Source organism: Sphingomonas sp. FG14 (genome assembly GCF_057809675.1).
Window position 1 is genome coordinate 1,579,137 of sequence record NZ_JBMDKK010000001.1, and the last position, 17,193, is coordinate 1,596,329.

The 17,193-nt window shown below is 66.9% G+C and carries 13 protein-coding genes; 9 read left to right on the forward strand and 4 right to left on the reverse strand.

All coding sequences use genetic code 11. The annotated features are described in order from the left end of the window. Window positions 1-16: 16 nt before the first annotated feature. The gene (locus tag ACODTA_RS07430; RefSeq protein ID WP_489065224.1) at window positions 17-2,461 is read right to left on the reverse strand and encodes a TonB-dependent receptor plug domain-containing protein; all 2,445 of its coding nucleotides are present in this window, start codon (window positions 2,459-2,461) and stop codon (window positions 17-19) included. A gap of 226 nt (window positions 2,462-2,687) precedes the next feature. On the opposite strand from ACODTA_RS07430, the gene ACODTA_RS07435 reads away from it, so the two are divergent. After that, window positions 2,688-4,313, forward strand: a complete 1,626-nt coding sequence (locus ACODTA_RS07435) for a M20/M25/M40 family metallo-hydrolase (RefSeq protein WP_489065225.1) — start codon at window positions 2,688-2,690, stop codon at window positions 4,311-4,313. 41 nt (window positions 4,314-4,354) lie between these two features. Here the strand turns inward: ACODTA_RS07435 and ACODTA_RS07440 are convergent, their stop codons facing one another. Next, window positions 4,355-4,777, reverse strand: a complete 423-nt coding sequence (locus tag ACODTA_RS07440; RefSeq protein WP_489065226.1) for a helix-turn-helix domain-containing protein — start codon at window positions 4,775-4,777, stop codon at window positions 4,355-4,357. A gap of 74 nt (window positions 4,778-4,851) precedes the next feature. Between ACODTA_RS07440 and ACODTA_RS07445 the strand changes: the two genes are divergently transcribed. The 3 genes from ACODTA_RS07445 (at window position 4,852) to ACODTA_RS07455 (ending at window position 6,757) form a co-directional block, all read left to right on the forward strand. Further along, a complete protein-coding gene (locus ACODTA_RS07445) occupies window positions 4,852-5,694 on the forward strand; it encodes a class I SAM-dependent methyltransferase (protein ID WP_489065227.1) in 843 nt (280 codons plus the stop codon). Window positions 5,695-5,819: 125 nt separating this feature from the next. After that, window positions 5,820-6,068 (forward strand): hypothetical protein, encoded by a 249-nt coding sequence (locus tag ACODTA_RS07450; RefSeq protein ID WP_489065228.1) that lies wholly within the window; start codon window positions 5,820-5,822, stop codon window positions 6,066-6,068. After that, on the forward strand, window positions 6,065-6,757 hold the full coding sequence (locus ACODTA_RS07455) for a DUF899 domain-containing protein (protein WP_489065229.1): 693 nt from the start codon (window positions 6,065-6,067) through the stop codon (window positions 6,755-6,757). The genes ACODTA_RS07450 and ACODTA_RS07455 overlap by 4 nt, the downstream gene beginning before the upstream one ends. A gap of 249 nt (window positions 6,758-7,006) precedes the next feature. Here ACODTA_RS07455 and ACODTA_RS07460 read toward each other — a convergent pair whose 3' ends face one another. Then, complete coding sequence (locus ACODTA_RS07460) at window positions 7,007-8,614, reverse strand: serine hydrolase (RefSeq protein WP_489065230.1); 1,608 nt, start codon at window positions 8,612-8,614, stop codon at window positions 7,007-7,009. 160 nt (window positions 8,615-8,774) lie between these two features. Between ACODTA_RS07460 and ACODTA_RS07465 the strand changes: the two genes are divergently transcribed. From ACODTA_RS07465 to ACODTA_RS07475, 3 genes are all read left to right on the forward strand, one after another. Then, on the forward strand, window positions 8,775-10,025 hold the full coding sequence (locus tag ACODTA_RS07465) for an MFS transporter (RefSeq protein WP_489065231.1): 1,251 nt from the start codon (window positions 8,775-8,777) through the stop codon (window positions 10,023-10,025). A gap of 90 nt (window positions 10,026-10,115) precedes the next feature. After that, window positions 10,116-12,545: an alpha/beta hydrolase family protein gene (locus tag ACODTA_RS07470; RefSeq protein ID WP_489065232.1), complete on the forward strand. Its 2,430-nt coding sequence runs from the start codon at window positions 10,116-10,118 to the stop codon at window positions 12,543-12,545. 104 nt (window positions 12,546-12,649) lie between these two features. Continuing rightward, window positions 12,650-14,464, forward strand: coding sequence for a DUF885 domain-containing protein (locus ACODTA_RS07475; RefSeq protein ID WP_489065233.1), 1,815 nt, complete (start codon window positions 12,650-12,652; stop codon window positions 14,462-14,464). A 94-nt stretch (window positions 14,465-14,558) separates the two neighbouring features. Here the strand turns inward: ACODTA_RS07475 and ACODTA_RS07480 are convergent, their stop codons facing one another. Continuing rightward, entirely contained in the window at window positions 14,559-15,518 is a 960-nt protein-coding gene (locus ACODTA_RS07480; RefSeq protein WP_489065234.1) for an SDR family NAD(P)-dependent oxidoreductase, read from the reverse strand. A 152-nt stretch (window positions 15,519-15,670) separates the two neighbouring features. Here ACODTA_RS07480 and ACODTA_RS07485 point away from each other — a divergent pair, with 152 nt between their 5' ends. Beyond that, a complete protein-coding gene (locus ACODTA_RS07485; RefSeq protein WP_489065235.1) occupies window positions 15,671-16,600 on the forward strand; it encodes an AraC family transcriptional regulator in 930 nt (309 codons plus the stop codon). Window positions 16,601-16,658: 58 nt separating this feature from the next. Then, entirely contained in the window at window positions 16,659-17,150 is a 492-nt protein-coding gene (locus ACODTA_RS07490; protein WP_489065236.1) for a methylated-DNA--[protein]-cysteine S-methyltransferase, read from the forward strand. The last annotated feature ends 43 nt before the right edge of the window (window positions 17,151-17,193 follow it).

Consider the following 17,193-nt stretch of genomic DNA (forward strand, 5'->3'; position numbering starts at 1 on the left):
CTCCCACTCCGCCCCCCTAGAACCGCCGCGTCAGCACCAGCCCGATCGTGCGCGGATTGGGCGGGTTGTTATAGGGATCATAACCCAGCACGCCGTCCACGATGCGCGGCGGCTGGCGATCGAACAGATTGGCGACGACGATCTGCGCCTCGCTGTCCGCCAGCCAGCGCGCCGATGTCAGGCGGCCGAGATCGAGGCCGAGGAACAAGGACGCCGTGGTGAAGGATCCGATGCTGCGCACCGGCCGGCCCGGCCGGTCGTCGGTGAAGCCGTCGACATGGTTGACCACCGATCCGATCGAGACGCCGCCGCGCCCCCAGGCGATCGTGCCGTTCAGCCGCAGGTCGGCGGGCTTGGCATAGCCGTCCAGCCGCGAAATCGCGGTCGATCCGCCGGCCTTCAGCGACAGGTTGAGGATATACTGCCCGCTCAGCTTCACCATCGCGCTGCCGCCCAGCAGCGGCCCGCGCCAGGCGAGATCGAGATCGAGGCCATCGGTCGCCTCCACCGCGAAATTCTGCGCGCGGATGTCCGCGATCAGTTGCACGCGAGAAAGCAGGTCGGCGGGCACCTGGCCGGCGGAATCGAACATGGTCAGTTCGCCGCCATTCACCCATGGCACCTCCGCAAAGCGGCGGAAGACGTCCGGATTGTCCAGTACCTCGCGCACCGCGTTCAGGCCGGGCTGGGCGATGTTGAAGATCTGCAGGTCCTCCACCGACAGGCTGTCGTCGGGCGAAGGCGTGCCGACGCGCCCGGAGATCCTGATCCGGTAATAGCCCGCCTTGATCGTCAGGCCGGGCGCGAATGCGGGGGCCAGGTCCATGCCCAGCGTGAAGGTTTCGGCATTCTGCGTCTTGAGATCGGGGTTCGCGCCCGCGCGGAACATCACAAGCGCCTGCCCCGGCGCCAGCGCCGGATCCTGATATTTGGGATCGAGGAATCGATAGTCGTACAGCCCGAACGAGACCTGTTCGGCGATGCCGATCGTGCTGCGGAAACGCGGCACCAGGAAGGATCGGGCAAAAGTGCCGCGCAGCGCGATCGCGCGATCGATCTGCCAGCGCAGCCCCAGCTTGGGCGAAAGCGCGGTGTCGAAACCCAGATCCTCATGGCGCGCGGCGACAGACAAGGTCAGCGATCGCATCAGCGGCACCGCCTGTTCCGGCCCGACGACCGGCACGTTCAGCTCGCCGAAGATCGACTTCACCTTGCGCGTGCCGCCGCTGCGATTGAAGAAGATCGTCGCATCGGTGCGCAGCGCCTCCTCCCGATACTGGAGCCCGCCCGCCGCCAGCACCGGCCCGCCCTGCAGCGTCATCAGCGCGGCCTGGCCGCGCAGTTCGGCGACGAACAACCGGTTCGTGGACGCGCGCGTGCTGGGCGGGCGCCCCACCCGGCTGGAACTGCTGTCGGTATGGGTGCGGTGATAATCCACCGTCAGGTCCAGCGCGGTCGCGCCCTGCCCCTGCCAATGCGCGCCGCCATAGATCGACACGCCCGTCGTCCGCGTGCTGAACAGCCGGTTATAGGCGGGTTCGTCGAGGTAGAGCTGGCGCGAACTGCGGTCGCGCTGGAAGCGTGAGGCATCGACCGAGACGGTGAAGTCGCCCGCCTCCTGCCGCACGCCGCCGTACAGGCCGGTCAGCCGCTCGTCGGGAAGCTGGGTGATCTGCAGCCCCTCACCCGCGACATCCACGGGATCGCCGACAAAGGGCGAGCGCTTCTGGTACATCGCCATGCCGTAGACGCTGCCGCTGCCCCAGGAATGGCCGGCGAGCAGGCTGGCCTGCAGGTCCGCCTTGCCCGTCTGCGTCGCGATCGCGCCGCGCACCTGCATCTCCACGCCCTCGCTCGGCCGGCGCGTCACGATATTGACGACGCCCGCCACCGCATCGGCGCCATAGGTGGCGGATGCGCCGTCGGGAATGATGTCGATCCGCTCGATCAGCATCGCCGGGATGACGGAGACCGTCGGCGCCTCGGTCAGGCCCACAGACGGCATGCGCCGGCCGTTGAGCAAGGTCAGCGTCGCATCCGAAGCGAGGCCGCGCAGCGCGAACCCGGCGAAACCGTCGAACTGGTTGAAGCTGGTCGCATCGCCCAGCGGACTGCCGATGCCCGCGCCCGTCGTCGCGAATTCGCTGAGGTCGCCCGTGAAATTCTGTGGAATGGTCAGCATATATTCGGAAACGGCGCCCGATCCCGATCGCACCATATCCATCCGGTCGTGCGTATGGACCGGGCTCGCGACATATTCGCGGGGCAGGCCGCGGATCAGCGATCCGGTGACGACGATATCCCCGCTGTCCGCCCCACCCGCATCCGCTTCCTCACCCGCGCGCCGCCCCGCGCCGTTTTCGCCGGCGGGATCCCCGGCCGCCTGCTGCGCGGCGGCGGGAACGGCGCAGGCGCCGACAAGCGAAAGCGCCGACAGCGCCCGGAAAACCAGTTTGCTCAAGAAAACCCCCGATGAAACCCTGACACGAATCAATGTTATATTATAACATCACATATCCTGAGCCGAGGACATGTCAATCCGGCCTTTTCCCTGTCGGGCGATCGGCCGCGATCGCATCGTTCGGGCCGAACAATATCCGGAATGAAGCGCATCCGCGTTATGCGCTTGCCACTCCCCCGCCGCCGCCATAGCAATCGCCATCCTTCATGCCCAACGATGGAACGTCATGCGCACCCTGCCGATCACCCTCGCCGCCCTTCTTCTCAGCACCACGCCGCTTTCGGCCAAGCCGGCGGACAAGCCCGACGACAATGCCCAGGTGCTGCGCATCATCGATGAAGGCACCAACCGGTCTCAGGTGATGCAGACCGCGCAGCACCTGACCGACGTGATCGGCCCGCGCATGACCAATTCGCCGGGCATGCGGAAGGCGGAGGCCTGGACGCAGGAGAAGTTCCGCGAATGGAAGCTGGCCAATATCCACAAGGAAGGCTTCGCCTTCGGCCGGGGCTGGTGGATCGAGAAGTCGAGCGTGCGCATGGTCACGCCGCGCCCGATCCAGCTGACCGCCATTCCCATCGCCTGGACGCCCGCGACCAAGGGCACGCTCAGCGCGCCGATCATCGTCGCGCCAATGAGCAAGCCGCAGCATTTCGAGAAATGGCGCGGCAAGCTGGCGGGCAAGATCGTGCTCGTCTCGATGCCCGGCGAGGGATCGGAGCCGGGCAAACCGGCCTTCCAGCGGCTGAGCGACGAGGAACTGGGCAAGCTCGACAGCTATGAACAGCCCGACTGGAATCCCGACAAGCTGGCCGAATGGATGAAGCAGGCGCGCTTCGAGCGCGAACTCGCCGATTTCCTCGCGCGCGAAGGCGCTGTCGCCTATGCCACGCGCTCGCGGCGCGACGGCAAGCTGCTCCATGGCGAGGGCTATCTCCACCGCACCGGCGAGACGCCCGCGCTTCCCGGCGTCGAGATCGCGGCCGAGGATTATCGCCGCCTCGCCCGGCTCGCGCTGGTCGGTGACGCGCCGACGCTTGAGATCGACAGCCAGGTCCATTTCGACGACAGCGACCCCCAGGGCTACAACATCATCGCCGACATTCCGGGCAGCGATCCGAGCGGCGCCTATGTGATGGCCGGCGCGCATCTCGACAGCTGGGCGGCGGGCGACGGCGCCGCCGACAATGCGGCGGGCTCCGCGATGATCATGGAAGCCGCGCGTATCCTTTCCGCCATGGGCGTGAAGCCGAAGCGCACGATCCGTTTCGCGCTGTGGTCCGGCGAGGAACAGAGCCTTTACGGCAGCATCGCCTATGTCGAACAACATCTGGCGAAGCGCCCCGCACCCGACCGCAAGCTCGATGCCGGCGAACTCTATTACAGCTGGGCGACGCGCTTCCCGATCACGACATTGCCCGGGCACAGGAATCTGGCGGCCTATTTCAACCTCGACAATGGATCGGGCAAGATCCGCGGCATCTATGCGGAGAACAACCAGGCGGTGGTGCCGATCTTCCGCCAATGGCTGGAACCCTTCGGCCCGATGGGCGCGTCGAAGGTCGTCATCCAGAAGACCGAGGGCACCGATCACCAGTTCATGCAATCGGTGGGCATCCCGGCCTTCCAGTTCATCCAGGATCCGCTCGATTACGGCAGCCGCGTCCATCACAGCCAGATCGACACGTTCGATCACCTGAAGGCGGAGGATATGCGCCAGGGCGCGATCATCCTCGCATCCTTCCTGCTCAACGCCGCCAATGCGGACAGCCCGCTGCCGCGCGGCCCCGTGCCCACCCAGCCCAATGTGACCGATCCCTTCGCCTATCCCGATCCGGATCGGGATCAGTAAAGGGCGGGACATTCGCGAACCCGTTCGGGTTGAGCGCTCACTCAGCCCGAACGGATGTGGGAGTTCCGCTCCCGGCTCGTCAAAGCTCCATCCAGCAACCGTCTGAAAGTCGGGCATTCCATATGGCTCGGCGCCGGGCAGGCGGCGGCGTGGCGGAGGCCGTCGCGCATCGCGGTGAGCCGGCGGATGGTGCCGTCGAGTTCGTCGGCCTTGGCGGAGAGCAGGCCCCGATCGATCCGTGGATTGCCGTCCGGCCCGAACAATTGCCCGATCTCCGCGAGCGAAAGCCCGCCCGAGCGGCCGAGTGCGATCAACGCCAGGCGCTGGAGCACGGCGGGATCGAACAGCCGCCGCAGCCCGCGCCGGCCGATCGAGGCGATCAGCCCCTGTTCCTCATAATAGCGCAACGTCGAGGCGGGCACGCCCGATCGTTTGGCGACCTGTGCTATATCGAGCGTTTCCATGCTTGACCTCAAGTCCACTTGAAGTGGCAGACTGCATCGCACGACTCGCAATGGCAATCGAAAGGATGCGGACAATGGGTGATCAGGTGAGCGTGGCGGCCGACCAGCAACAGCTGTGGAACGGCGTCGCCGGAAAGGGCTGGACCGAGGCGCAGGCGGTGCTCGACGCGATGTTCGCGCCGTTCGAGGATCTGTTGGCGGAGATCGTGCCGGGCACACCCGACGGTCCGCTGCTCGACATCGGCTGCGGGACCGGCGCCACGACGTTGGCGGCGGCGCGCACGGCAGGCGCCGCACGCCACTGCACCGGCATCGACATTTCGGAGCCGATGCTGGCGCGAGCACGGGAACGGGCGCGCGAACACGGCATCGATGCCGATTTCATCCGCGCAGACGCGGAAACCCATCGCTTCGAACCCGGCGCCCATGCGCGGATCGTCTCGCGCTTCGGCGTGATGTTCTTCGGCGACCCGGTCCGCGCCTTCGCCAACCTGCGCGCCGCCTGCATGGCCGGTGCGCGGATGCGCTTCGCCGCCTGGCGCGCACCGGCGGAAAATCCGTTCATGACCACGGCCGAGCGCGCGGCCGCGCCGCTGCTGCCCGCGCTTCCCAAGCGCGATCCCGACGGCCCGGGACAGTTCGCCTTCGCCGATCCGGACAAGGTGCGCCGCATCCTGGACGAAAGCGGCTGGTCGGTGATCGGGATCGCGCCGGTCGACATTCCCTGCACCCTGCCCGTGCGCGAGCTGGACGGCTATTTCACGCGGCTGGGGCTGTTGCCGCTTGTTTTGCCATCGCTCGATGCCGGGTTGCGCGCGCAGGTGATCCGGACGGTCCGCGACGCATTCGCCCCGTTCGTCGATGGCGAGCAGGTGCGCTTCACCGCCGCCTGCTGGCTGGTCGACGCGACGGCATAGCGCCTGGGGAAATCGCGACACACTTGTCACTCCCGCTCGGGATCCGCCCGCCCCTAAACCGCTCGCGCACCCGCCGCCATGGCGGCGCGATCGGGAGGCCGGCGATGACGGGCATCATGGCATGGATGGAACAGCGGGCCGGACGGGCCGCACACGGGCTGAGCCTGGCGGCCGCTCCGGCATTCGCCGCGATGGCCTGGATCAGCGCGATCGGCACGCCGCCCATCCCGCTCTGTTCGGCGTCCGCCGCTCTTCCGATCGACGCCATGGCCTGGATGTACGCGTTGATGTGCCTGTTCCATCTGCCGCCATGGCTGAAACGAACAGCGCGCGGCGCGCACCCACACGCACCGGATCAAGGAGAGAGACAATGACCCATCGTATCGCTTCGCGCGAAGACTGGCTGGCCGAGCGCAAGACGCTGCTCGCCCGCGAACGCGCGCTGACCCATGAACTCGACGCACTGCGCGCCGAACGCAGGCAACTGCCCTGGGTGCGGATCGAAACACCCTATGTCTTCGAGGGGCCGGACGGCCCGGTCTCGCTGGCCGGCCTGTTCGGCGATCGCAGCCAGCTTGCCGTCTATCATTTCATGCTAACGCCGGGATCGGACCATATCTGCCCGGGCTGTTCGTTCACCGCCGACCATATCGATGCGGCGCGGCAGCATTTCGAACAGGCCGATCTCTCCTTCGCTGCGGTGTCGCGCGCATCGATCGAGCGGATCGAGGCGGTAAAGGCCCGGATGGGCTGGCGCTTCCCCTGGGTCTCCTCCGCCGGCAACGATTTCAACTTCGATTTCGCGGTGTCCTTCACCGACCAGCATCGCGCCGACGGCACCGCCATCTACAATTATGGCACGGTGATCCGGAACAGCCCGGACATGTTCGGCGTCAGCATCTTCGTGAAAGACGATGAAGGCGCCATCTTCCACAGCTATTCCACCTATCATCGCGGCACCGAGTTGCTGATGGGGGCGTTCAACTGGCTGGACCTGACGCCCAAGGGCCGCAACGAGACAGGCGGGACGATGAGCTGGGTGCGGCTGCACGACAGCTATTGAACGGTCACCGGCGGATCGGCGGATAAAAGAGGGGCGGCCGGAATGACCGCCCCTCGATGTCGCAGGCACCTCACGTCTCCGTGATCCCCCACAGTCACGCCAGGCAGTCCAGAACCCGGCGCGGGGCCTGCGGCGATCAACCATGGGCTCGGTTGCGCCATAGCCGCAAAGATCGCCGCGCAATCTTGAAATAACGTTAAGATGCAACACTAAATAGTTGATTTTAAAGATATATACCTAAAGATATATTCAGTCGCCGACACGTTTGAGCGCCGTGCCCAACAGCGTCATCGACGCGATCCTGCCATCCGGCCCCATGGTGAAGGGCACGAATTGCGGCCCGGCGACATCGGCGACGCTCGGTTCGGCACGCAGGCGGAACAGCCCCGGTTTCCAGGGTTCGAGCGCCGCCGAAAAGGCGCCCTCGCCTTCGAACGCCAGCCGGAGCCCGCCGCCCTCGGCACGCACCCGGACCACGCCCGATCGCCCGGCCTTGTCCTCATAGGATCCGGCATAGGGCTCGAGCGGTTGCGCGGCAGGCGCCGGGCCGCGCGCCGCCAGCAGATCGCGCTCGCGCTTCGCGATCGCATCCTTGACCGATCGGGCGCGCGCCAGCGCCTCGCCCCGCCAGTCGCGATCGGGGGCCTTGAGCAGGCGGTCCATCACATGAAAGACGATCGCCTTGTGCAACGTATAGCCGTCCCCCACCGACTGGAATCCGTTGGCGAGCACGACCACGCCGATCCTCTTTTCGGGCAGCATCGCGGCATAGGCGGGAAAACCGATGATGCCGCCGCCATGCGCGACATAGCCGAGATCGCGATAACGGGCATTCTGCCAGCCCAGCGCATAGATTTCTCGCTGCCCTTCGAAGGGAAACTGGCTGCGCCCCTTCAGATTCTGCGGCGCGTGCAGTTCCGCGACGGTCTCGGCGCGCAGCACCGCCGCGCCGTTCACACGCCCCTGGTTCAGATGCGGCACCAGCCATTTCGCCATGTCGTTCGCGCTGGAGACGACCGCCCCCGCGCCCGCCGCATTGTCATAGCTTTGCCACGCCATCGGCACCATGGCGCCATCGGCCCCGATACCGTGCGGCATCGCGACATTGCCGTCCTTCGCGCGCGCCAGATCGGCCCTGCCCGAAGGCGCCTTGCCCATGAATGTGGGGGTGGCGTCGGCGGCGTCCCACAGATCGAGCACGCCCGTCCGGCTGCGTGCCATGCCCAGCGGGCCGAACAGCCGCGTCCGGACGAATTCCTGCCAGCTTTTGCCCGACGCCGCTTCAACCACTTTCTGAGCAACGCCGTACATCAGGTTACTGTAGAAGAATGAATTCCGGAACTCGCCGGCTTCGGGCGCAGTGCGCAGCAACGCCATCGCTTCGTCCGGCGTCATGATGCCGAGCGCGAACCAGAAGGAATCGGCGATGCCCGTGCGGTGGCTCACCAGGTCGCGCACCGTGACATGGCTGGTCAGCCAGGGGTCGCGCAGGCGGAAAGCGGGCACATGGTCGATCACCGGATCGTCCCAGCGCAGCTTGCCGTCGTCGACCAGCAGGCCGAGCGCGGCGGCGGTGAAGGCCTTGCTGGTCGATCCCACCTGGAACAGGGTATCGGCATCGACCTTTTCGGTCCTGCCCTTTTGCCGGACGCCGAATCCCCTAGCGTAGAGAACCCTGTCCCCTTCCACCACCGCGACCGCGACGCCGGGAAAGCGCCAGTCGGACCGGACCTGTTCGACATAGCGGTCGAGATCGGCCAGGCGCGGATCGATTTCCTGCGCGGACAGGGGACCGAACTGGACCAGCATCCATGCGGCGAGCACCACCCGCGCGAACCTGCCTGTCGTGACTTGCATCATGCGCTCCACTCCGACTCAAAGAATTTTCGCTATCGAATACGACACTCTCTATGCCCGCAAGGACGCGCGTAAATCCAGCAATTAATCGCAACTATGCGGTGACGATTGCCAGTCCATGGAGTTTCGATTACGAAAATACCAGGATGGAGATGCGATGATGAAGAGTGCGCGTGGCTATGGCTTTCTCCTGCTGTCGGCGATCGTCTATGCGGTGAACATCATCGACCGGCAATTGCTGCCGCTGATGGCCGAAGCGGTGCGCAAAGATATCGCGCTGTCCGACTGGCAGATGGGGCTGCTGACCGGGATCAGCTTCGCGGCCTTCTACGCGCTCTTCACCCTGCCCATCGCCTGGATCGCGGACAGCGGCAATCGCCGCAACCTGGTCGCGATCTGCCTGGGCGTCTTCAGTCTGGCGACCGCAGCCTGCGGTTTCGTCCAGAATTTCGCGCAGCTCGTGATGGCCCGCATGGCGGTCGCGATCGGCGAAGCGGGAACGACCCCCGCCTCGCTTTCCATGCTGGCGGATACCTTCCCCGATCGAAAGGGCTTCGCATCGGGTGCCTTCACCGCCGGCGGCAATCTGGGCCTGCTGGGCGGGGTGCTGCTGGTATCGGGCATGGCGAGCCAGATGGGCTGGCGCGCGACCTTCGCGATCACAGGACTGCTCGGCGTGGTCACGGCCGCGATCTATATGCTTGTCGTGCGCGAGCCCGTGCGGCTCAGCCCGGTCGTGCGGCAGGATTACCGGCAGGTGCTGCGCCGGCTGGGCGGCCATTCCAGCTTTCGCCACACGACGCTTTCCATGATCGGCATCCTGTTCTTCACCAATGCCACCGGGGCATGGACGCCCGCCTTCCTCGCGCGGGCACACGGCCTGTCGATCGCCCAGGCCGGGCTGTTCGTCGGCCTCACCTCCGGACTGATCGGCATGATCTGCGTGCTGCTGACCGGCCCGCTGATCGATCGGCTGGCACGTCGCGACATTCGCTGGATGGGCTGGCTGCCCGCGATCGCGCTGACGATCATGATCGCATCGATGGCGATCGGCGTGCAGATCGAGGACACGCGCATCGCGCTGCCGATCCTTGCCATCGCCCCGTGCCTCGCGCTCGTTCCGCCAACCTGCATCTTCGCGGTGTTGCAGACCGCCATTCCCGCCGGACTGCGCGCATCGGCTACAGCGATGCTGTTCCTCGCAGCCAACCTGCTCGGCATGGGCATCGGGCCGACGCTGGTCGGCGCGCTCAGCAGCTATTGGGAAACGTCGAGCGCGCTCAGCCTGCGCCCCGCGCTGTTCTTCGGCATATTGCCGAGCATCGTCGGAGTCATAGCCTGCCTGTTGCTGGCGCGCACCATCGCCGGCGATGTCCGCACGCTTGCGGATGTGTCGCCCCCCGCACCTTGATATTATTTGTCGGTTTTGTGACCGTCCGTCGTCTACCTCTTGAGCGCACGGGGCATGTCGATCCCCGGCGGCACGTCGGGGGGAGCATATATGACGAAGCTTGGTTCGGTGATGCGGGTCTGCACGGCGATTGCCGCGCTCGGATGTGTCTCGGCCGCCGCCGCGGAGGAGCCCGGCTACAAGCCGGCGCCCGGCGAGCTCGATCGGCTGATCTCCGCCCCGCTCACGCCGCACATCCTGCCTGCCCCCGGAAAGGGTCGCGTCGCGATCGTCGCCCAGCCCTATGGCGTGCGCACGATCACCGAACTCGCCGAGCCTGAACTCCGCCTCGCCGGTTTCCGCTTCAATCCGGACACCTGGGCGCGCGGGCGCGAGCCATGGACCGTCACCTATTATCGCAGCCTGTCGCTGATCGATCTGTCCGATGGCCGCACGCGGGCCATCAGTGGCCTGCCTGCCACCGGCCGCATCACCAGCGTCGCCTGGTCGCCCGACGGCGCCAGGGCCGCGGTCAGCGTCGCCGGTTATGACGATGGCCGCCGCCACGGATTGTGGCTGGTCGATGCCACCACCGCCAGCGCGAAGCGGATCGACGGGATCGACGTCAACAGCGTGCTCGGCGCGCCCTGCACATGGCTGAGCAACAATGTCATGCTCGCCTGCCTCGCCGTTCCGGCGAGCCGCGGGGCCGCGCCGGTCGCCTCGGCCGACACGATCGCGCCCGCGATCGAAGCCAATGACGGCAAAGCCGCGCCGGGGCGGACCTATCAGGACCTGCTAAAGACGCCGCTCGACGAAAAGCTGCTCGACCATCACATGGCGACCGAACTCGCGCTCGTCGGCACCGACGGCACGGTCCGGCGGATCGGGCGGGCCGCGCTGCACGATCGCGTCGCGCCGTCGCCCGATGGGCAATGGCTGCTCGTCAGCGAACGCGTGCATCCTTATTCCTATCAGTTCCCGCTCGATAAATTCCCGCAGCGGCTTTCCGTCTTCCGTCTTGCCGACGGCAGCGTCACCAAGGTCATCGAGAAGCCGCTCGAGTCCGAGGTTCCGATCGCGATGGACGCCGTCGGCCCCGGCCCGCGCGCGGTGGAATGGCGGCCGGATGCACCGGCGACGCTGGTCTGGGCCAATGCGCTCGACGGCGGCGATCCCGCCCGCGCCGTGGCCGAGCGGGACGAACTCCTCACCCTCTCCGCGCCGTTCACCGCCGCCCCGGCCAGCCTCGCCCGGCTCCAGGCCCGCTTCCATGAACTGAGTTGGAGCGCCGACGGCAATGCGCTGATCGAGGAAAGGTGGAGGAAGACGCGGCTGCGCCGTCTGTCGACGCTCGATCGCGCAGGGCTGCGCACGCTCTACGAAGGATCGAGCGAGGACGGCTATGCCGATCCCGGCGCACCGCTGATGACGGTCAACGCCCAGGGCGCGCCCGTGATGGCGGATGCGGGCAAGGGGAAGATCTGGCTGACCGGTACCGGCGGCACGCCGGAAGGTGACCGGCCCTTCGCGTCCCGGCTCGATCTCGCCACCGGTGCGCGCAGCATCGCCTGGCGGTCGGCCGCCGACCGCTATGAGGAAGCGCAGGCGCTGCTTCCCGACGGCCGCCTGCTCGTCCGCCGCGAAAGCGCGACGGTGCCGCCCGATTATTATCTGGTCACGCCCGGCGGCCGCGCGACGCGGCTGACCCATTTCCCCAACCCGTTCGGCACCACCGCGCTCGCCCAGAAGAAACTGCTGCACTATAGCCGCGCCGATGGCGTGCCGCTGACGGCCACGCTTTACCTGCCGCCCGATTATAAACCCGCGGACGGCCCGCTGCCGACCGTGCTTCATGCCTATCCGGCGGAATTCAAGTCGCGCGAAACCGCCGGGCAGGTAAAGGGATCGCCCAACCGCTTCCCGGTCTACGGCTTCTACCAGCTCTACCCGCTGCTCGCCTATCGGGGCTATGCGGTGCTGTTCAACACGGCGTTGCCGGTGATCGGCGAAGGGGCCAGCGAGCCCAATGACAGCTTCGTCGAGCAACTTGTTTCGGGCGCCAAGGCCGCGATCGACGAGGGCGTCCGCTTGGGCGTCATCGACCGGGCGCGCGTCGGTGTGACCGGCCACAGCTATGGCGCCTTCATGACCGCGAACCTGCTGGCGCATTCGGATCTGTTCAAGGCCGGCGTGGCGCTCAGCGGCGCCTATAACCGCACGCTCACGCCCTTTGGCTTCCAGAACGAGGCGCGCACCTATTGGCAGGCGCCGGCGCTCTATGCCCGCATGTCGCCCTTCTCCTTCGCCGATCGGATCAGGCAGCCGCTCTCGCTGATCCACGGCGCCGCCGACGACAATATGGGCACCTTCCCGATCCAGACCGAGCGTTTCTATGCCGCGCTCAAGGGCCATGGCGCCACCACCCGGCTGACCATGCTGCCGTTCGAGGCGCATCGCTACGATGCCCGTGAGTCGCTGGGCCAGGTCGTGTGGGACTGGGATGACTGGTTCGGCCGCTATCTGAAGGACACCAGGTAAACCTGCCCGGGATCCCATAGGAAACCCCGGACAGGCTTCCGCTCGATTGCACCGCGCTTTAGACAATGGTCCAATCCCATATGGACTCGCCGGAGACTCACGCCATGGATCGTCGCAACTTCGTCATCGGCGCCGCCGCCGCATCGCTGGCCGGCACCCTGCCCGTCCGCGCCATGGCGGCCGCGACCACCAGCAAGGCGGACGCCGATCTGCGCGCGATGCTCGATCGCTTCTTCTATGCCCGGCTGGAGGAATCGCCCGAACAGGCGACGCGGCTCGGCCTCGACACCGGCCCGCGTGCGGCGCTCAAATCGAAGCTCGACGACGAATCCGCCTCGGCGCAGGCGCGCGCGCTCAGCCGCGCCAAGGGCGAGCTTGCGGAGCTGGGCAAGGTCGATACCGCCAGGCTCTCGCCAGCCGCGAAGATCGACCATGAAGTCGTCACCTATCAGCTCACCCAGTCGATCGCGGGCGCCGAACGCTTCCGCTACGGCAGTTCCATGGGGCGCTTCGCCCCCTATGTACTGAGCCAGCTCACCGGCCCCTATCGCGACGTGCCGGATTTCCTGGATTCGCAGGTGCGCGTGCGCGACGCGGCGGAGGCCGACGCCTATCTGGCGCGGCTGGAAGCGTTTCCGGGCGCGATCGACACCAGCAGCGAGAGCCAGCGCGCGGATGCGGCCAAGGGCGTGTTCGCGCCCGACTATATCCTCGACACGACATTGAAGATCCTGGCCGCCGCCCGCGAAAAGCCGGCGGACCAGACGGTGATGGTCGCGAGCTTCGCCGCCAAGCTGAAGGCGGCGAACCTGCCGGCGGACCGCGTCGCCCAGGCGACGGCGATCGTCGATCAGAAGGTGTTTCCGGCGCTCGATCGCCAGCGCGACCTTGTCACCGAATTGCGCGCCAGGGCCGTGCATGACGCGGGCTGCTGGCGCCTGCCCGATGGCGACGCCTATTATGCCGCCGCAGCCGAGGCGGCGACGACGGTGAAGATGAGCGGCGACGAGATCCATCGGCTCGGTCTCGAACAGGTGAAGGAGATCAGCGCCAGGATCGACACGATCCTGAAGGGCGAGGGCATGAGCCAGGGCAGCGTCGGCGACCGGCTGGTCGAGCTCAACAAGCGCCCCGACCAGCTTTTCCCTAATACCGACGAGGGCCGCGACGCCCTGCTCGCCCAGCTCAACCGCCAGATCGAGGCGATGCAGCCGCGCCTGTCCGAAGCCTTTTCGGTGCTGCCCAAGGCGCCGGTCGAGGTGCGGCGCGTGCCGCCGACGATCCAGGCGGGCGCACCCGGCGGCTATTACCAGAACGCCTCGCTCGACGGCTCACGCCCGGCCATCTATTTCATCAACCTGCGCGACACGTTCGACCGCCCGAAATTCGGCCTCGCCACCCTCACCCACCACGAAGCGGTGCCGGGCCATCACCTGCAGGTGAGCGTGGCGCTGGAAAGTCCGGAGATCCCGATGATCCGGCGGCGCGGCTTCTTCAGCGGCTACTCCGAGGGCTGGGCGCTTTACGCCGAACAGCTCGCCGACGAGATGGGCATGTTCAAGGACGATCCGCTGGGCCAGGTCGGCTATCTCCAGTCGCTGCTGTTCCGCGCGACGCGGCTGGTGGTCGACAGCGGCATGCACGCCAAGCGCTGGAGCCGCGAACAGGCGACCGATTACCTGATCGCCACCACCGGCATCGCGCGCGGCCGCAGCCAGGGCGAGATAGACCGCTACACCGCCTGGCCGGGCCAGGCGTGCAGCTACAAGGTGGGCCACACCGTCTGGACGCGGCTGCGCGCCGAGGCGCAGAAGCGGCCGGGCTTCACCCTGAAGGATTTCCACGCCGTGCTCTCCGACGGCGCGATGCCGCTCGCCGTGCTCGAACGCGTGGTGCGGCGGCGCTGGTCGATCGCTTGAGTTAAGCCCAGGGAAGGGCGTTCGGTTCTTCGCCGCAAGATTGTGAACTGGCGGCGCCGTTCTCCCTTTTCAGCGGAACGGCGCCGCACCCGCTTCAGAAGCTCTCGCCCACCATCTCCTCGCTCTTCGCCCACAATGCACGGGCATTGTCGGGATCGATTGCATAGCCGCGCACGCCGCCACGGATATCGTCGCCCTCGACGATCTCGGCGACATGGCAATCCTCGCAATAGCGGCCGCCCACCGTCTCCGGCGCGGCGACGATGCCGGCCCAGAGCGACGTCGCGGCCCCTTGCGGGATCGACTTCCAGGTGAAGGCCGGCGCGCTGTCGGGCTGGGTTTCGTCGATCGAAGCGATCAGGCGGTTCAGATCCTCCTCGCTCATATGGCGGGCAAGCTCGGTCTGGATCACGCCGGGATGGACGGCGGCGGCGCGGATGCCGCGATCCTTGTGGCGCCGGTCGAACTCGACCGCGAACAGGGCGTTCGCGGTCTTGGAACGGCCATAGGCGACGAACTCGGCATAGGGCGTGCGTTCGAAATTGGGATCCTCCAGATCGACATCGGCGAAGCGATGCCCGGCCGAAGCCAGGCTGACGACGCGGGAACCGGGCCGCAGCAGCGACGCGATCCGGTTGATCAGCACGAAATGGCCGAGATGATTGGTGCCGAACTGGGTTTCGAAACCATCCGCCGTCTCGCCCTTGGGGCAGGCCATCACGCCGGCATTGGCGATCACCACGTCGAACGGCCGCCCGTCCGCGACCAGCGCATCGGCGGCGGCGCGAACGCTGGCGAGCGAGGCGAGATCCAGTTCGATCAGTTCGATGCCGCCGCCATTGGCGGCCTGGGCACGCACCACTTCGGTCGCGCGGCGCGCCTTTTCCAGATCGCGTGCGGCGCCAACCACCTGAGCGCCATGCGCGGCGAGCGCGCGCGCCGTTTCCACACCCAGCCCGGCCGACACGCCGGTCACCAGGACGCGCTTGCCCGACAGGTCGATGCCCGCCAGCACCTCGTCCGTGGTCGATTGCTCTCCGAAAGTCGCAGTCATATCGGTCTCCTTGATTGCTCGCCGTCATCTGGTTTCGCGCGCCGCGATCCGCGCGCCCGATCGTGTCGAACTCTTGCCCGATCCTCTCAGCGATTGCGCGACGAGTCGGCGAAACGCTTGTTTCGCGCGCGCATCACCCCAATGTTGCGATCATGCAGGAACAGCTCGACCGATTGCGCGACATGGCGCTCCGTCATTGCAGCCCCGGCAAGATGGCGACGCCGATCCCGCGTCTCGCCATCCATATGGGCCAGGAACGCACAATCCTGTCGCCCGCCCTGTGCGAACCCATGCTGTGCCTGGTGCTGCAGGGCGCCAAGACGGTGACGATCGGCGACCGGCTGCTGCGATACGATCCTGCCAGCTATTTCGTCGCGACGCTCGATTTGCCGGTATCGGGCTGCATCATAGAGGCGAGCGCGGACCACCCCTATATCGGCCTCAGCATGAAGCTCGATCGCGACTGCCTGACCGCGCTGATCGCCGAACTACCCGATCCTAGCGATACCCCCGCCCCCGGCTTCGCGGTGAGCGCGGTGACACCGCAGCTTCTCGATCCGTGGCTGCGCCTGCTCACGCTGCTTGACGAGCCCCGCGACCTGCCCGTGCTGGCGCCGATGCTGGAGCGCGAGATCCTGTACCGCGTGTTGCAGGGGCCGCAGGGCAGCATGATCCGACAGGCCGCGATGGCGGACAGCCGCCTGTCGCGGGTGCGCCGGGCGATCGGCTGGATCCGCGCCAATTTCGATCGCCCGCTGCGCGTGGAGATGCTGGCCGAACTCGCGGGCATGAGCCCGGCATCCTTCCATCGTCATTTCAAGACGGCGACGGCGATGAGCCCGCTGCAATATCAGAAATCGATGCGGCTGCAGGAAGCACGCCGGCTACTCATCGCCAATGCCGAAGCCTCGCGCGCGGGCTATGCCGTTGGCTATGAGAGCGCGTCGCAGTTCAGCCGGGAATATGCCCGCATGTTCGGCACCCCACCTGCGCGCGATGCGGAACGCCTGCGCCGGCTGGGGCCGGGCGAAGCGGTTGCGAACCTGTTGGCCGCAAGCTTCGGGAAGCCGCTGCCGGGATGAGCGCCTAGACCTGATCCCCAGGCCGGGATGCACCGGCTGGCCGGAATGAGGAAACACCATGTCGCTTTGCTACAAGACCACCGAGTCGCCTGTCGGCACGCTGACGCTGGTGGCCAGCGACGCGGGGCTCGTCGCGATCCTGTGGCCTAACGACCGGCCGGGCCGCGTACAGCTCGGCCCATTGGCCGAAGATCCCGATCACCCCGTCCTCGTCGAAACCGCGCTCCAGCTCGATGCCTATTTCGCGGGCACACTGACGCGTTTCACAATGGACCTGGATTTCCAGGGCACCGATTTCCAGAAACAGGTCTGGGCGGCCTTGCTCACCATCCCGTTCGGGGAGACACGCAGCTATGCGCAGATCGCGCAGCAGATCGGTCGCCCCGCCGCCGTGCGTGCGGTCGGCGCCGCCAATGGCCGCAATCCGCTCTCGATCGTCGCCCCATGCCACCGCGTCGTCGGATCGAACGGCGCGCTCACCGGTTTCGCCGGCGGGCTCGATGCGAAACGGCTGCTGCTCGACCTGGAAAGCACGCCGCGACTGATGTGAGGGGTTGGACTGGCTTCTCCCCAAGACAAGAAAATCCCCCGAA

Excerpts from the sequence above, each read along its gene's own strand:
- ACODTA_RS07455 (WP_489065229.1), top strand. The coding sequence starts at position 6,065 with ATGACCCATCGTATCGCTTCGCGCGAAGACTGGCTGGCCGAGCGCAAG.
- ACODTA_RS07440 (WP_489065226.1), bottom strand. The coding sequence starts at position 4,777 with ATGGAAACGCTCGATATAGCACAGGTCGCCAAACGATCGGGCGTGCCC.
- ACODTA_RS07445 (WP_489065227.1), top strand. The coding sequence starts at position 4,852 with ATGGGTGATCAGGTGAGCGTGGCGGCCGACCAGCAACAGCTGTGGAAC.
- ACODTA_RS07490 (WP_489065236.1), top strand. The coding sequence starts at position 16,659 with ATGTCGCTTTGCTACAAGACCACCGAGTCGCCTGTCGGCACGCTGACG.
- ACODTA_RS07450 (WP_489065228.1), top strand. The coding sequence starts at position 5,820 with ATGGAACAGCGGGCCGGACGGGCCGCACACGGGCTGAGCCTGGCGGCC.
- ACODTA_RS07465 (WP_489065231.1), top strand. The coding sequence starts at position 8,775 with ATGAAGAGTGCGCGTGGCTATGGCTTTCTCCTGCTGTCGGCGATCGTC.
- ACODTA_RS07460 (WP_489065230.1), bottom strand. The coding sequence starts at position 8,614 with ATGCAAGTCACGACAGGCAGGTTCGCGCGGGTGGTGCTCGCCGCATGG.
- ACODTA_RS07480 (WP_489065234.1), bottom strand. The coding sequence starts at position 15,518 with ATGACTGCGACTTTCGGAGAGCAATCGACCACGGACGAGGTGCTGGCG.
- ACODTA_RS07435 (WP_489065225.1), top strand. The coding sequence starts at position 2,688 with ATGCGCACCCTGCCGATCACCCTCGCCGCCCTTCTTCTCAGCACCACG.
- ACODTA_RS07475 (WP_489065233.1), top strand. The coding sequence starts at position 12,650 with ATGGATCGTCGCAACTTCGTCATCGGCGCCGCCGCCGCATCGCTGGCC.
- ACODTA_RS07485 (WP_489065235.1), top strand. The coding sequence starts at position 15,671 with ATGCAGGAACAGCTCGACCGATTGCGCGACATGGCGCTCCGTCATTGC.
- ACODTA_RS07470 (WP_489065232.1), top strand. The coding sequence starts at position 10,116 with ATGACGAAGCTTGGTTCGGTGATGCGGGTCTGCACGGCGATTGCCGCG.